Below are 15014 nucleotides of genomic sequence, written 5' to 3'. Positions count from 1 at the left end.
GCTTTCTCCACGAATGAGACTGGTTGCGTCTGTTTTCCCTCTTTCAAGTCGGCCCCGGCCGATCGGTAAGACGGCGAAAAAGCCCCGGGGCATGAAGCCCGCGGGCACGACAGCGCAGCCGCGCGGACGTTTCCCGTCCGCCGCCTTGTCGTTTCCCGATGATTGTTTCGACGGCAGGTTGCGCCCTGCCGCCATTCGACGTTTGCGGCGATTGCGCCGCCTGAAAGAAGATAATTTTGACCAACGAAAACACTATCCCCAGCAACGACGCCGGGGAACTCTCCGGTTTCTCAGCCCTTGGCATCGGCGGTGCGCTGCTGAAGGCCACGCTTGCCGCGGGCTTCACCGAGCCGAAGCYGATCCAGGTGCAGGCGATCCCGCCRCAACTCGAAGGCCGCGACATTTTCGGCATCGCCCAGACCGGTTCGGGCAAGACGGCTGCCTTCGCGCTGCCGATCCTGTCGAAGATCATCGGCCTCGGCACCAAGCGACGGCCGAAGACGGCGCGCGCGCTGATCCTGGCGCCGACCCGCGAGCTCGCCGTTCAGATCGAGGACACGATCAAGCTCCTCGCCAAGGGCGCGCATATCTCGACCGCGCTCGTGCTCGGCGGCGTCTCGCGCTTCAGCCAGGTGAAGAAGATCGCGCCCGGCGTCGATATCCTGATCGCCACGCCCGGACGGCTGACCGATCTGGTGCGTGAGGGTGATCTGATCCTTGCCGACACCAAATGGCTCGTCCTTGACGAGGGCGACCGCATGCTGGACATGGGCTTCATCAACGACGTCAAGCGCATCGCCAAGGCGACCGCGCCGGACCGCCAGACGGCGCTGTTCTCGGCCACCATGCCGAACGAGATCGCCGAATTGGCCAAGGGCCTGTTGAAGGATCCGGTCCGCATCGAGGTCTCGCCGCAGAGCACGACGGCGGCCGAGATCGTGCAGAGCGTGGTGCTTGCCCGCACCAAACAGAAGCGCCAGGTGCTGTCAAAGATGYTGGCCGACGAGGCGATGCGCACGGTGATCGTGTTCTCACGCACCAAGCACGGCGCCGACCGCGTCACCAAGGATCTTGTACGCGACGGTTTCGAAGCCGCCGTCATCCACGGCAACAAGTCGCAGAACGCTCGCCAGAAGGCGCTCAACGATTTCCGCGAGGGCTCGGTTCGCATCCTGGTTGCCACCGATATCGCCGCGCGCGGCATCGACGTGCCCGGCATCAGCCATGTCGTGAATTTCGACCTGCCGGACGAAGCGGAAAGCTATGTCCACCGCATCGGCCGCACCGGCCGCAACGGCAGGGACGGCATCGCGATCACGCTTTGCGATCCTTCGGAGAATGCCAAGCTGCGGCAGGTCGAGCGCATCATCCGCATGAAGCTGCCGGTCGTCGCCGATCATCTCGGCAGCCCGGATCCGCAGCGCGATCCCAGGGAAAAGGCCGAGCGCCATTTCGAGCCGGCCAACGACCGGGAGTACCATGGCCCCCGTCGCGACGGTCGCCGGCCCGGCAACGGCGGCGGCAAGCAGCGCTTCGCCGGCAAGCCCAATGGCGAGCGCGGACCGAAGCCGCAGGGCGAACGCCCGGCGGCCGCCCAGCCGAATGGCCAGCACAAGCCCGACGGCTTCAAACGCTTCAAGGGCAATAACAAGCGCCGCTTCGGCGGCAAACGCCCGGCGAACCGGGCTGCTTGAGCTCATCAAATCCGATCGAGGAACGGCCGGAGCATCGCTCCGGCCGTTTTCGTTTCACTGGCCTGCTTGCTGCTGCATCAGCGCCTTCACCCACACGACGATACGCTGGGTGAGGAAAGCCGTGGTCTGCGGCGACAGCGCATCGCCGGCGATGACGTGATTGTCCGGATCTCCGGTGTCGTCGACCGGAACCAGCTCGTGCGGAGCGCCCCAGCGCCCGGCAATCTCGCGCGTGCGATCCGGCCGCACCACCTTGTCGGAATCCGAGAAGATGAACAGGGCGGGGATCGTTGCCTTCTCGACCGGCGCGCCATAGGCGAGGTTGGTGAGTGCCGCCATCGGCAGCACCGCCTTCATGGGATATCTGGTGGTCCAGAATTTCTCGTGCAGCGCGTTGCGCGCCGGGAAGCTGCGCTCCTTACCGCCGACAAGTTCTGCGATCTGCCTGCCCCAGGGCATGGTCAGCACCTCGGCGCCGGAGGCCTTGACACCGAAATTCGGCGATATGAACGCTATGGYCGCGACACCGTCCGAAGCGCCCGGCTGTGTTGCGGCCCATGCCGCCAGCGAGCCGCCGGTCGAGGTCCCGATGACGATCACCTTGTCGCCGATGGCGCGGCCGATGGCCAAGGCCTCCTCATAGTCGTTGATCCACGCGTTGACGCTGCCTTGCGCCATCAATGCGCCGTCCTGGCCGTGACCGGTCAGGCGCGTGTAGAAGAGATTGGCGTTCAATTCGTCCGCGATATCGTCCGGCAAGGGGCGAACCTCGCCCTTCGAGGCGGAAAAGCCATGGATGTAGACGATGGCCAAAGGTGTCTTGGCGTGGACCATCGGGTTCGCCCAGATGATCTCCTTGTCGAGCCCGTCGCGGATGTTGGGCACGGCTGCCTCCTCACGCGCCAGATAGGCCTGCGGATCATCGCCGATCACCGATGGATCGAAACGGATTGTGGTATCGACCGGCACGCGCGGGCCAAGGAAGAAGCCAGCGACCAGGATGACTGCAAGGCCAAGCACCGCCAGCACGATCCGCCGCCCCATTCCAGTCTCCAAGCAATGATTCTCAACCTATGGCCGTACCCGCCGGCAGGCAATCGCCGTTGCGCCGGCTTATGGTGCCCTGTCGCGGGATGGGTCTTTTTCGCCCGCCGGCCTGCGATCGAAATGCAACGGCCGCCCCCACCAGTGGGTGGTGAGGCCGATGACGAAGCGGCCGATCGGCCGCGGCAGCAGGCCGAGCAGCTTCAACGGCCAGCTTATGTGATACGGGAAGGTGACTTCGAAGCCGCCCTTCCTGATGCCGCGCGCCATGCGGCGCGACGCGCGGTGCACAGGCATGAGTCCCGGCATCGGCAGCTTGTTCTTCTCGGTTAGCGGCGTGTCGACGAATCCCGGATTGATGACCTGGACGCGGATGTTCATCTTGTCGAAGTCGTACTTCAGCGACTCCGCCAGGATGTTGATCGCGGCCTTGGTGCCGCCATAGGCCGCCGTTGTCGGCCAGCCGGAATAGGCGGTGACCGATCCGACCAGAACGACATGGCCGCGTCCGCGCACGCGCATATGYTCGACGACAGGCACCACGCCGTTGACGATGCCGAAATAATTCACGGCGAAGGAGCGATGGAAATCGCGCACCACCAGATTCTCGCCGGGGGTGGCGATGTAGTTGCCGGCGTTGAAGACGGCAAGCACGATCGGCCCCATCTGTTCTTCGATCGCGGCGGCCGTGCGCGCCATGCCGTGCTCGTCGGTCACGTCGCAGGGAAAGGACCTCACATGTCCGGACATTTGCGCCGTTTCGACGATCAGCGTGTCGGCCGGATCCTGCGGCAGCGACGTCACCGCGACGGCATAGCCTTGATTGGCGAGATCCTTGGCCAATGCCCGGCCAAGYCCGCTGCTGCCGCCCGTGATCCAGGCGACACCGTCTTTCGGATTGGCCCGGTAGAGTGCCATGGGATGTCCCGCGAATGTTCCGGTTTGCTCTAGCGGCGGAGAAATCGGTTGAAAAGAGCGGTTTTGCACCTGGCGTTGAAATGATCGCGAGCATTGCACCATCCGGAATGCGACTGGACCAGGCAAAATCTTGCCTTGAAACCGCGGCGTCCGGTTTTTAGGGTCTCGCCGCACACATGAAGGAATCCCACATGCCCCGTTCTGTGATCGAAGCGATCGGCAACACGCCCCTGATCCGGCTCAACAAGGCTTCGGAAGCGACCGGCTGTGAGATTCTCGGCAAGGCCGAATTCATGAATCCGGGACAATCGGTGAAAGATCGCGCCGGCCTGTTCATCATTCGCGATGCCGAGCAGCGCGGCCTGCTCAAGCCCGGCGGGCTCATCGTCGAAGGCACCGCCGGCAACACCGGCATCGGCCTGACGCTGGTCGCCAAGGCGCTCGGCTACCGCACCGTGATCGTCATCCCCGACACGCAGAGCCAGGAAAAGAAGGACACGATCAAGATCCTGGGCGCGGAGCTCATCGAAGTGCCGGCCGTGCCGTACAAGAACGCCAACAATTACATAAAACTGTCGGGCCGCCTTGCCGAGCAACTGGCGCGCTCCGAACCCAACGGCGCGATCTGGGCCAACCAGTTCGACAATGTCGCCAACCGCGACGGCCATGTCCGCACGACCRCCCAGGAAATCTGGGCCCAGACCGGCGGCAAGATCGACGGCTTCGTCTCGGCCGTCGGCTCCGGCGGCACGCTCGCCGGTGTCGCTCTCGGGCTCAAGGRCAAGAGCAAGGACGTCAAGATCGCGCTCGCCGATCCGCTGGGCGCCGCGCTCTACAGTTTCTACACCAGCGGCGAGTTGAAATCCGACGGCAACTCGATCACCGAGGGCATCGGCCAGGGCCGCATCACTGCCAATCTCGAAGGCTTCACGCCGGACTTCTCCTACCAGATCCCTGACGAGGAAGCGTTGCCCATCATCTTCGACCTGATCCAGGAAGAGGGGCTCTGCGTCGGCGGCTCGACAGGCATCAACATTGCCGGCGCCATCCGGCTGGCGCGCGAGCTCGGACCCGGCCACACCATCGTGACGATCCTTGCCGACTACGGCACGCGCTACCAGTCCAAGCTCTTCAATCCGGAGTTCCTGCGCGGCAAGAACCTTCCGGTGCCGGGCTGGATGGAAGAAAAAGCCGACATTTCCGTGCCGTTCGAAAAGGTAGCATGATGGCGTACAGGACCGAGGCGCTGTTTCGCGACGACGCCTACCAGAAGAYGGCCGAGGCCGAGGTCGTCGCCATCAACGATCGCGGCGGCATCCTTCTCGACCGCACGATCTTCTACGCCACGTCGGGCGGACAGCCGGGCGATACCGGCATGCTCGAGCGTGCCGACGGCGGCCGCATCGCGATCGCCGCCACCATCACCGGCGAGACCAAGGAAGAGATCATCCATGTGCCTGCGCCGGAACAGGCCTTGCCGGCAGTCGGCGAAAAGCTGAAGCTTCTAATCGACTGGGAGCGGCGACACCTCCTGATGCGCATGCATTCCGCCTGCCACCTGCTGACCGTCGTGTGCCCCTTCCCAATCACCGGGGCAGCGGTCGCCGAGGACGACAGTCGTGTCGATTTCGATATTCCCGACGCCGGCTTCACCAAGGAGGATGTGACCGCCCGGCTGATGGAGCTGGTGCGCGCCGACCATCCGATCTTCACCCGGCTGATCACCGACGAGGCGCTTGCCRCCAATCCTGGCCTGGTTAAATCAAAGAACGTCCGTCCGCCGGTCGGTACCGGCAAAATCCGCCTGGTCTGCATCGGCGACAACGGCTCGATCGACAGCCAGCCCTGCGGCGGCACGCATGTGAGGTCGACCGGCGAGGTCGGTGACATACATATCGGCAAGATCGAGAAGAAAGGCCGCGAGAACCGCCGCTTCCGCATCCGCTTCGGACCGATGCCGGCGAGCTGACCGACGGATGATTTCGGGTTGAAGCGACCTGACATCATCCGAGGTCAAAGAGGTAGAGCATGATGTCGCCCGAAAACCGCTCCGGCATCTTGCTCTAAGCGCGAAGGCGGGCCAGGGAGAACAAAAATGGCGCAGGACAGTCCTTTCATCGTCGACGCCGATTGGCTGGAGAAGCGGCTTGGCGAGCCCGGCCTCACCATCATCGACGCCTCCTGGTATCTGCCGGCGCAAAACCGCGACGCCCGCGCTGAATACGATGCCGCCCACATTCCCGGAGCGCGCTTCCTCGACCAGGACGCGGTTTCCGATCCGGATTCGAAACTGCCGCACACACTGGCCTCGCCGCAGCACTTCGCCCAATATGTCGGCGCGATGGGCGTTTCGGCCGACGACACCATCGTCGTCTATGATGGACCCGGCCTGTTCTCGGCGCCCCGCGCCTGGTGGATGTTCCGCGTCATGGGCGTCTTCCAGGTCTACATCCTGAACGGCGGCATTGACCGCTGGAAGGCCGAGGGGCGGCCGGTGACTTCCGAGCCGACCAAGATCGCGCCGAGTGTCTTCCATGCCGATTTCGACAAGGGTCGGGTGGTTACCCTCGACGAAATGCGCAGGATCGTCGGTGGCCGGGAGAGCCAGATCGCCGACGCGCGCTCGGCCGGCCGTTTCGCCGGAACCGATCCGGAACCGCGCCCGGGCGTCCGTTCGGGCCACATGCCGGGCGCGCACAATGTCCCGATCACGGCGCTTRCCGAGAATGGCGAGTTGCTGCCCAAGGACCGCTTGCGCAAGGTAATCGAGGCTGCCGRCATCGATCTCTCGAAGCCCGTTGTCACGTCTTGCGGCTCGGGCATCACGGCGGCGGCGATCACGCTGGCGCTGGAGACRCTCGGCCATAGCGACAATCGGCTTTACGACGGGTCGTGGACGGAATGGGGCGGTCTCAGCGACACGCCGGTGGTGACAGGGAAAGAATGATGCAAAACGGCGCGCCGCAAGATATCGACGTCACGGTCACCTTCCTGGAGATGCATGCCGCACCCGCGGTCTCGCCGCCGATCCCCTACAACCGCCAGATCGCGCTGCTGAAGACGAAAGATATCCCGCTCCATTTCTACCGCTATCTGATGGATCGCGTCGGGCGCAAATGGCATTGGGTCAATGTGCTGAGGCTGAGCGACGAGGAGCTTGCCGCCGGCCTGCACCGCGAGGACCGCGACATCCGCGTGCTCTATCTCGACGGCGCTCCCGCCGGTTTCTTCGATCTCAAGCCGCATCTTCCGGACGAAGTGGAGCTCGCCTATTTCGGCATGATGGAACATGCGCACGGCCAAGGCATCGGCCGCTGGTTCCTTGGCGCCGCGATCTCGGCGGCCTGGGCGCATGGCCCAAGGCGCGTCACCGTGCAGACCTGCACGCTCGATCACCCGGCGGCTCTGCCGCTCTACCAGAAGCTCGGCTTCACGCCGGTGGCGCAGAAGAAGGAGGTCGTTCGTCCGCTGACCTTCGCCGAGCGCTCGGCCAGCGTCATGCGAGGCTAAAGCCGTTCCCCGGAATTGCCTCGCGCCTGAACATTTCGTTCATCGCCGCTTCAGACTGTCTTGGCCATTGTCCGKCCGCATTACGAGGCCGAGCTTATAGGAGACAAAGACATGTTGACCCGACGTACATTTGCCGTGGCCATGATTGCGGCAATTGCCATGCCGAGCCTGGCATCCGCACAGGCGACCACGCCTTCGGCCGCGACGATCGAGCGGCAGCTCGACGCCGCGCCAAGGAAGAAGCTGYGCGCCAATGAACGCGTTACCATTCGCGAATTCAAGCGCCGGCCGGATCTGCGGCGCATGGCGCGCTCGATCGACATCCAGTCGATCAATTTCGAGTTCGRCTCGGCCGCCATTGCCCCTTCGCAATATGGCAAGGTCGAAATCATTGCAGACGCGCTCCATCGCATCCTGCGCCGCGACCGCGGCGCGCGCATCCTGATCGAGGGCCACACCGACGCCGTGGGTTCCTTCGAATCGAACCAGGTTCTGTCCGAACGCCGCGCCGCCTCGCTGAAGCGGACGCTGGTAAACGAGTTCGGCGTGCCCTCGTTCGCGCTGGACACCGTCGGCTATGGCGAGGAATTCCTGCTTGTGCAGACCCAGCAGGAGAACTGGCGCAACCGCCGCGTGACGCTGCGCCGCTTCGACGATTTCGTGCGGTAACGCTCAGACCGACAACGCTGCTCGTCGAGGGCCCGGTTGCGCAAGGCAGCCGGGCTCTTTCATATGTGCGCGCCACCTGTCAGGAATCGGGTGGGAAGCGCTGGCGCCGAGCCATAATTTCCGGACATCGACACCGGAGATCGCCCATGAGCATCCAGTTCAAAGCCTTGCCAACCGAAGCCGTGCGCGCCTTGCAGCGGGGAGGGCCCGATGCCTATGGGCGCACCCCGGAGCACCGGATTTCCGACGGCGACGGCGTGCCATGCAGGCATTGCCTCAAGAACGTCGCCGAGGGTGACGGCTATCTTATCGTTGCCTACCGGCCGTTCCCGGATCCGCAGCCCTATGCCGAAACCGGCCCGATCTTCCTGCATGCCGAGGAATGYGATCGCGCCGCCGACGGGAAAGCGCTGCCGGAGATGCTCGAAAGCAGCGACTATATCGTCAGGGGCTACGGCAAGGACGATCGCATCGTCTATGGCAGCGGCGCGGTCACGCCGACGGGCGACATCGCCGCTCGCGCGACTTCACTGCTTGAGCGCGACGACATCGCCTACATCCATGTCCGCTCGGCGCGGAACAATTGCTATCAATGCCGCATCGAGCGGGCCTGAGCCCAAACCCGTATGGCCCCAAAAAGAAGCCCGCCGATGGTCAGGCGGGCCGTTGGAGGGTCTGACAGAAGCTGTCGGCGAGTGCTGTCCAGGCCGGACTTGTCCAACCCGGACAGCAGCTCAGGCCGCCAGTAACAACACGTGTCTAGGCGGCCTTCGCGCAGGGCGAATGTGAAGCGTTTCACACAAGGGCGCACAATGGCTCTAAGCCGGGAACCAGCCTTTCAGGACTGTCGTATTCCCGTCGTACTCCTTTGCTAGAAGGCAGTTGTTGATGATGTGTCGACCGCGGATGGACCGGCGACAGATCGCAACATCGAGGAAGCGGGGCTTTTGCTCCGCTTTTTTGTTGCCCGGATCCGGTGCCGGTTTTGCGCGCAAGAAAAAGCCCGCCGGAATGATCCGGCGGGCGCGACAGGAGGAAGTTCCGGCCGGGATGTCAGGCCGCAAGGACCGCCTTAGGCTCGACCATTTCATAGCCGAGCGCTTCGGCGACGGCGCGGTTGGTGATCTTGCCCTTATGGACATTGAGGCCGTTGCGCAGGTGGTGGTCGTCGACTAGCGCCTTGAGGCCCTTGTCGGCGAGCTGCAGGCCATAGTGCAGCGTCGCGTTGTTGAGCGCATGCGCCGAGGTGACCGGCACGGCGCCGGGCATGTTGGCGACGCAATAGTGGATCACGCCGTCGACCTCATAGGTCGGATCGGCGTGCGTCGTGGCATGCGAGGTCTCGAAGCAGCCGCCCTGGTCGATCGCGACGTCGACCAGCACCGAGCCCTTCTTCATGCCGRAGAGCATTTCGCGGGTGACGAGCTTGGGCGCCGCGGCGCCGGGGATCAGCACGGCGCCGATGACGACGTCGGCCGAGAAGCATTCTTCCTCCAGCGCCTCGACGGTCGAATAGCGCGTATGCACGCGGCCGCCGAAGATGTCGTCGAGCTGACGCAAGCGCGGGATCGAGCGGTCGATGATGGTGACGTCGGCGCCGAGGCCGGCCGCCATCTTGGCCGCGTGCAGGCCGACGACACCGCCGCCGAGCACGGTGACCTTGCCGGGCAGCACGCCGGGCACGCCGCCGAGCAGCACGCCGCGGCCGCCATTGGCCTTCTGCAGCGCGGTCGCGCCGGCCTGGATCGACAGGCGGCCGGCGACTTCCGACATCGGCGCCAGCAGCGGCAGGCCGCCGCGGTCGTCGGTCACGGTTTCGTAAGCAACCGCGGTGACGCCCGAGCCAAGAAGACCCTTGGTCTGCTCCGGATCGGGAGCCAAATGGAGATAGGTGTAGAGGATCTGGCCGTCGCGCAGCTGAACCCATTCRTTGGGCTGCGGCTCCTTGACCTTGACGATCATGTCCGACTTGGCGAACACGTCCGCGGCCGTCTTGGCGATGGTGGCGCCGGCGGCGCGATAGGCGTTATCGTCGGCGCCGATGCCGGYGCCGGCGCCGGTCTCGACCAGCACTTCGTGGCCGTGCGCGACATATTCGCGGACCGAGCCGGGCGTCAGACCGACGCGATATTCATGGTTCTTGATTTCCTTGGGGCAGCCGACACGCATTCTTCTTCTCCTCAGTGCGCCCTTCGAAGGGCGCTCTCCCTGTCACTGGTGCATGCCATCGGCTCCGGAACGCCGCGCGATTTGGAGGCGACACGCAATAATCGCAGTCAACCACGAATCGTTCCGTATGTGTTTGCGAATGCACTTGCGACAATGGTCGCTCTTCGATAATCGTTGCGCAAAACGAATAGAAATTCGCAGGAACCACGAAAAATGCGGCTCGACAGGATTGATATCGCCATTCTGGAGACTTTGCAGAAGGATGGCCGGATTCCCAATGCGGCACTAGCCGAGAAGGTCGGCCTTTCCCAATCGGCCTGTTCGCGCAGGCTCGACAATCTGGAGAAGTCGGGAACCATCCGCGGCTACCATGCGCGGCTGTCCAATTCCGCGCTCGGCCACCAGATGACGGCGATCGTGCACATATCGCTGTCGGGGCAATTCGAAAAGACGTTGTCGGATTTCGAGGCGGCGATCAAGCGCTGCCCGAACGTGCTCTCCTGCCATTTGATGTCGGGCGAATACGACTACATCCTGCGCATCGCGGCCAAGGACCTCGTCGACTATGAGCGCATCCACAAGGAATGGCTGTCGGCCATGCCGCATGTGACGAAGATCAACTCGTCCTTCGCATTGCGTGAGATCGTCGATCGCACGGCGGTCGGGCTGCGGCCGGAGATGGCTTAGACCGCTGCGGCTTCGGTCACCACGGTCGTCATCGGGATGTCGTGCGCCTGCGGGTAGATGGTCGGGATACGCTGCAACTCGTAGCCGACGCCGATGACCAGCGGCCTGAACGGCATCGCGGCGAGCGTACGGTCGTAAAAGCCGCCGCCATAGCCCAGCCGGTAGTTGCCAGGATCGATGCCGACGATCGGCGAGATCACGATGTCGGGCAGCACCGGATCGCCTTCGGCCGGGATCGGAATGTTCCAGACGCCCTTTTCCAGCCGGTCGCCCGGTCTGTAGGCGCGAAAGACCAGCGGCTGTCCCTTCTCGACGACGACAGGCAGCGCGGTGCGGCCGCCGCRCTCGTTGATCGAGGCCATCCAGCCGCGCAGGTCCGGCTCGCCGCGAAACGGCCAGTAGAGGCTGACCATCCGGCCGTCTATATCGCCGATCAGCGCGTCGATGCCATCCGCGATGCGCGTCGACATGGCGGCGCGCGCGTCGGCTGAAACGGCGAGGCGAGYGTTGATGAGCCGCTCGCGCTCGGCCTTGCGCCATCGCCTGATATCCGTCCAGTCGGAGAGCGGCTCCCGATATTCCGGGTCGAGCTCGTGCATGAAGCAGGGCGGTGATGCGTATTGGGCCGGCCCGTCGTCGTCGCGATTATCAGCCATGATAGGTTCCTGTCGTACGGTCTCACGCTATACCTGTGGCAGGGCGCGTTCCATGTGCATTCACGACGCCACGCGACGACTCTGGGGCATGCTTCCTGTCCGGCAAGATGTTGTTGCAGTGCACAAAAATACCTACATCCCTGTGTGGTGGTTTTACGTCGCGAGGTGGATGAAATGAGCGAAGCCGAGCATCATGTCGTGGTCGTTGGCGCCGGGTTCGGCGGGCTCGAACTCACCCGCGCGTTGCATGGCGCACCGGTGCGCATCACCATGATCGACAAGCGCAATCACCACCTGTTCCAGCCGCTGCTTTACCAGGTGGCGACGACGTCGCTGGCGACTTCCGAGGTCGCGTGGCCGATCCGTCATCTTTTACGCAGGCGCAAGGACGTGACGACGCTTCTCGGTACCGTCACCGGGGTCGACCGCGCCGGCAAGCGCGTGCTGCTCGAAGACGGCAGCTCGGTTCCCTACGACACGCTCGTGCTCGCCACAGGCGCGCGCCACGCCTATTTCGGCCACGACGAATGGGAACCGTTCGCGCCGGGACTGAAGACGCTCGAGGATGCCACCGCGATCCGGCGTCGCATCCTGCTCGCTTTCGAGCAGGCGGAGCGCGAAGCCGACCCGGCGAAGCGCCAGGCGCTGCTGACGCTGGTCATCATTGGCGGCGGGCCGACCGGCGTCGAGCTCGCCGGCACCATTGTCGAGCTAGCGCATGACACGTTGCGCGGCGAATTCCGCAACATCGACACACGCCAGGCGCGCGTCGTGCTGATCGAGGCCGGCGACCGGATCCTGGCCAATTTCGCGCCGCAGCTTTCCGACTATGCCCGCAAGGCGCTGGAAAGGCTGGGCGTCACCGTCGAGCTCGGACGCCCCGTGACACAACTCGATGCCGAAGGCGTCGTCTTCGGCGACAAGCGCCTGCCGGCAAGGACGATCATTTGGGCGGCCGGCGTTGCCGCTTCGCCGGCGGCCGAATGGCTGGGAGCCGCGGCCGACCGGGCGGRCAGGGTGATCGTCGAACCCGACCTCACCGTGCCGGGCAATCCCGACATTTTCGTCATCGGCGACACCGCGCATGTGCTGCGTCCGGATGGAAAGCCGGTGCCGGGCGTGGCGCCCTCGGCCAAGCAGGAGGGCAAGCATGTCGCCGCGACGATCAAGGCGCGCCTTGCCGGCGACACGGCGACACGGCCTTTCCAGTACCGGCATGCCGGCGACCTGGCGACGATCGGCAAGCGCGCCGCAGCCATCGACTTCGGCTGGATCAAGCTCACCGGCTGGCTCGCCTGGTGGCTCTGGGGCATAGCCCACATCTATTTCCTGATCGATTTCCGCAACCGCCTGGCGGTCTCGCTTAGCTGGCTATGGATATATCWTACCGGTCAGCGCAGCGCGCGCCTGATCACCCAGGGCGACGACGACAAAAGCTGATTCCTCGCCTTCATCGACACGTCACCTTGTCGTGATCGGAAGGCCTCCAGCGCACATGGACTCAATGCGTATTCAGCGCCATGCTCCGCTGCCAGGGCRGGGGTCACAGCGTTGTTGGAGAGGAGAACACGATGTCACGACCGCCAGCCGCTCAAAGTCAATTCTCCCGCCGCGAATTCCTGGCTGGCGCCGCTGCCGGCGGCGCGCTGATCATGCTGCATCCGTTCTCCGCCCGTGCCGCGGCCAACCAGGCGCATCTCAGGATCATGGAAACCACCGACATCCATGTGAACCTTTTGCCCTATGATTACTACGCCGACAAAGCGAACGACACGATGGGGCTGTCGCGGACGGCCTCGCTGATCGATGCGGTGCGCAAGGAAGCCGTGAATTCGATGCTGATCGACAATGGCGACCTCTTGCAGGGCAGTCCGATGGGCGACTATGTCGCCTACGAAAGGGGGATGAAGGACGGCGACTTGCATCCGATCATGAAGGGCATGAACCTGCTCGGCTACGAATGCTCCACGCTCGGCAACCATGAGTTCAATTACGGCCTGTCCTTTCTCGACAAGGTGTTGGCCGGCGCCAATTTCCCCTTCGTCTGCGCGAATTTGATCCGCGGCACCACGCCGGCCAGCAACCCGCGCGACGACAAGCTCTACCTCAAGCCCTATGTGATCCTCGACAGGAAGATCAAGGACGGTTCCGGGGCCGAGMAGCCGATCAGGATCGGCGTCATCGGCTTCGTTCCGCCGCAGATCATGGTGTGGGATCTCAAGAATCTCGAAGGCAACGTCCAGACGCGCGACATCGTCGAAGCGGCCAGGGCCTGGGTGCCGCAGATCAGGGAAGAGGGCACTGACATCGTCATCGCGCTCTCGCATTCCGGCATCGACATCAAGCAGAGCGACAAGATGGAGAACGCTTCCTTCTTCGTTGCCGGCGTCGAAGGCATCGACGCCGTCTTCACCGGGCACCAGCATCTAGTCTTCCCCGGCAAGAAGGATTTCCAGGCGCTCGCGGGCGTCGACACCGAAAAGGGCACGCTGCAGGGCAAGCCAGCGGTCATGGGCGGCTTCTGGGGCTCGCATATGGGTCTGATCGACCTGCTTCTGGAGCGCGACGGCTCGAAATGGCGGGTTGTCTCGGCCACCTCCGAGGCGCGGCCGATCTATGAGCGCCACGACAACAAGAACAAGGCGAAGGTCGGCGACGATAAGCGCATCATCGCCGCGCTCGAGCAAGACCATCAGGCAACCCTTGCCTATGTCCGCCGTCCCGTCGGCAAGACATCGGCGCCGCTCTATTCCTATTTCGCTCTGGTCGCCGACGATCCGTCCGTGCAGATCGTCAACCAGGCGCAGACCTGGTATCTCAAGGACATATTGAAGAGCACTGAATGGAAGGACATGCCGCTGCTGTCGGCGGCGGCGCCCTTCAAGGCCGGCGGCCGAAACGGCGCCGACTATTATACCGATGTTCCCGTGGGCGACATCGCCATAAAGAACGTCGCCGATCTCTATCTCTACCCGAACACGGTGCGCGCCGTCGAAATCACCGGCGCCGAGGTGAAGGAATGGCTCGAGATGTCTGCCGGCATCTTCAACCACATCGAGCCGGGCAAGGCGGACCAGCCGCTCATCAACACCGATTTCCCATCGTACAACTTCGACGTCATCGACGGCGTCACCTACAGGATCGACCTGTCGCAGCCACCGAAATACGATGCCAAGGGCGGCCTCGCGAACGCCGGCTCCAATCGCATAGTCGACTTGAAATTCGACGGTAAAGCGATTGATCCGGCCGCGAAATTCGTCGTTGCCACCAACAATTACCGCGCTGGCGGAGGCGGCAATTTCCCCGACATCAATGCTTCGAAGATCATCTACGAAACGCCGGATACCAACCGCGATGTGATCGTGCGCTTTGTCGTCAGCGAGGGAACGATCAATCCTTCCGCCGACGACAACTGGTCGTTCGCGCCGCTGCCCGGCGCCAGCGTCGTCTTCGAGACCGGACCGAGGGCCAAGGATTTCATCGCGGAGGTGAAATCCCTGAAGATCGAGCCCGCCGGCGAGGGCGAGGCGGGGTTCGCCAGATACCGCATCACGCTCTGACGCCCTCGCGCCCACGCGGCGTCTTCCACCTGCTACGCCGCCGACGGAAAGCAGCCTCAGGCAAAAAGCAGTGAACTGGAACGATCGCCGCAGCTCCTGCTCTGGTT

At 63.9% G+C, this 15014-nt stretch carries 14 protein-coding genes; 10 read left to right on the top strand and 4 right to left on the bottom strand.

Annotation, left to right across the window (positions count from 1 at the left end; all coding sequences use genetic code 11):
• Window positions 1-236: 236 nt before the first annotated feature.
• Entirely contained in the window at window positions 237-1694 is a 1458-nt protein-coding gene (locus LCM4576_RS01715) for a DEAD/DEAH box helicase (RefSeq protein WP_071030052.1), read from the top strand.
• 54 nt (window positions 1695-1748) lie between these two features.
• On the opposite strand, the gene LCM4576_RS01710 is transcribed toward LCM4576_RS01715, so the two are convergent.
• Together LCM4576_RS01710 and LCM4576_RS01705 are read right to left on the bottom strand one after the other, a co-directional pair.
• Window positions 1749-2738, bottom strand: a complete 990-nt coding sequence (locus LCM4576_RS01710) for a carboxylesterase (RefSeq protein ID WP_071030050.1) — start codon at window positions 2736-2738, stop codon at window positions 1749-1751.
• Between the two features lie 69 nt (window positions 2739-2807).
• The gene (locus LCM4576_RS01705) at window positions 2808-3656 is read right to left on the bottom strand and encodes an SDR family oxidoreductase (RefSeq protein WP_071030048.1); all 849 of its coding nucleotides are present in this window, start codon (window positions 3654-3656) and stop codon (window positions 2808-2810) included.
• A 191-nt stretch (window positions 3657-3847) separates the two neighbouring features.
• Here LCM4576_RS01705 and LCM4576_RS01700 point away from each other — a divergent pair, with 191 nt between their 5' ends.
• The 6 genes from LCM4576_RS01700 (at window position 3848) to LCM4576_RS01675 (ending at window position 8449) form a co-directional block, all read left to right on the top strand.
• On the top strand, window positions 3848-4882 hold the full coding sequence (locus LCM4576_RS01700; RefSeq protein ID WP_071030133.1) for a cysteine synthase A: 1035 nt from the start codon (window positions 3848-3850) through the stop codon (window positions 4880-4882).
• Window positions 4882-5625: an alanyl-tRNA editing protein gene (locus LCM4576_RS01695; protein WP_071030135.1), complete on the top strand. Its 744-nt coding sequence runs from the start codon at window positions 4882-4884 to the stop codon at window positions 5623-5625. Before LCM4576_RS01700 ends, LCM4576_RS01695 begins: the two co-directional genes overlap by 1 nt.
• Before the next feature lie 126 nt (window positions 5626-5751).
• Window positions 5752-6603: a 3-mercaptopyruvate sulfurtransferase gene (gene sseA, locus LCM4576_RS01690; protein ID WP_071030046.1), complete on the top strand. Its 852-nt coding sequence runs from the start codon at window positions 5752-5754 to the stop codon at window positions 6601-6603.
• Complete coding sequence (locus LCM4576_RS01685; protein ID WP_041006755.1) at window positions 6603-7166, top strand: GNAT family N-acetyltransferase; 564 nt, start codon at window positions 6603-6605, stop codon at window positions 7164-7166. Before sseA ends, LCM4576_RS01685 begins: the two co-directional genes overlap by 1 nt.
• A gap of 111 nt (window positions 7167-7277) precedes the next feature.
• Window positions 7278-7835, top strand: a complete 558-nt coding sequence (locus LCM4576_RS01680; RefSeq protein ID WP_071030131.1) for an OmpA family protein — start codon at window positions 7278-7280, stop codon at window positions 7833-7835.
• A gap of 146 nt (window positions 7836-7981) precedes the next feature.
• Window positions 7982-8449 carry a DUF1203 domain-containing protein gene (locus LCM4576_RS01675; protein WP_071030045.1) on the top strand — a complete coding sequence of 156 codons (468 nt, stop codon included), beginning with the start codon at window positions 7982-7984 and terminating at the stop codon, window positions 8447-8449.
• A 439-nt stretch (window positions 8450-8888) separates the two neighbouring features.
• Here LCM4576_RS01675 and ald read toward each other — a convergent pair whose 3' ends face one another.
• Complete coding sequence (ald, locus tag LCM4576_RS01670; RefSeq protein ID WP_071030043.1) at window positions 8889-10004, bottom strand: alanine dehydrogenase; 1116 nt, start codon at window positions 10002-10004, stop codon at window positions 8889-8891.
• A gap of 213 nt (window positions 10005-10217) precedes the next feature.
• On the opposite strand from ald, the gene LCM4576_RS01665 reads away from it, so the two are divergent.
• On the top strand, window positions 10218-10691 hold the full coding sequence (locus tag LCM4576_RS01665) for an Lrp/AsnC family transcriptional regulator (RefSeq protein ID WP_040982960.1): 474 nt from the start codon (window positions 10218-10220) through the stop codon (window positions 10689-10691).
• On the opposite strand, the gene LCM4576_RS01660 is transcribed toward LCM4576_RS01665, so the two are convergent.
• Window positions 10688-11347, bottom strand: coding sequence for a 5-formyltetrahydrofolate cyclo-ligase (locus tag LCM4576_RS01660; protein ID WP_116397858.1), 660 nt, complete (start codon window positions 11345-11347; stop codon window positions 10688-10690). The genes LCM4576_RS01665 and LCM4576_RS01660 overlap by 4 nt on opposite strands.
• A 174-nt stretch (window positions 11348-11521) precedes the next feature.
• Here LCM4576_RS01660 and LCM4576_RS01655 point away from each other — a divergent pair, with 174 nt between their 5' ends.
• Together LCM4576_RS01655 and LCM4576_RS01650 are read left to right on the top strand one after the other, a co-directional pair.
• On the top strand, window positions 11522-12787 hold the full coding sequence (locus tag LCM4576_RS01655; RefSeq protein WP_071030039.1) for an NAD(P)/FAD-dependent oxidoreductase: 1266 nt from the start codon (window positions 11522-11524) through the stop codon (window positions 12785-12787).
• A 131-nt stretch (window positions 12788-12918) separates the two neighbouring features.
• Window positions 12919-14907, top strand: coding sequence for a bifunctional 2',3'-cyclic-nucleotide 2'-phosphodiesterase/3'-nucleotidase (locus LCM4576_RS01650; RefSeq protein ID WP_071030037.1), 1989 nt, complete (start codon window positions 12919-12921; stop codon window positions 14905-14907).
• Window positions 14908-15014 lie beyond the last annotated feature (107 nt).

It is taken from the genome of Mesorhizobium sp. LCM 4576, from assembly GCF_001854815.1.
Taxonomy (GTDB): Bacteria; Pseudomonadota; Alphaproteobacteria; order Rhizobiales; family Rhizobiaceae; genus Mesorhizobium; species Mesorhizobium plurifarium.
Note: the sequence above shows the minus strand (reverse complement) of the source record. Positions and strands in the feature narration are given on the sequence as shown.

Bases quoted from the DNA above. Each gene is read 5' to 3' on its own strand.
- LCM4576_RS01685 (WP_041006755.1), top strand. From the start codon at position 6,603: ATGCAAAACGGCGCGCCGCAAGATATCGACGTCACGGTCACCTTCCTG.
- LCM4576_RS01665 (WP_040982960.1), top strand. From the start codon at position 10,218: ATGCGGCTCGACAGGATTGATATCGCCATTCTGGAGACTTTGCAGAAG.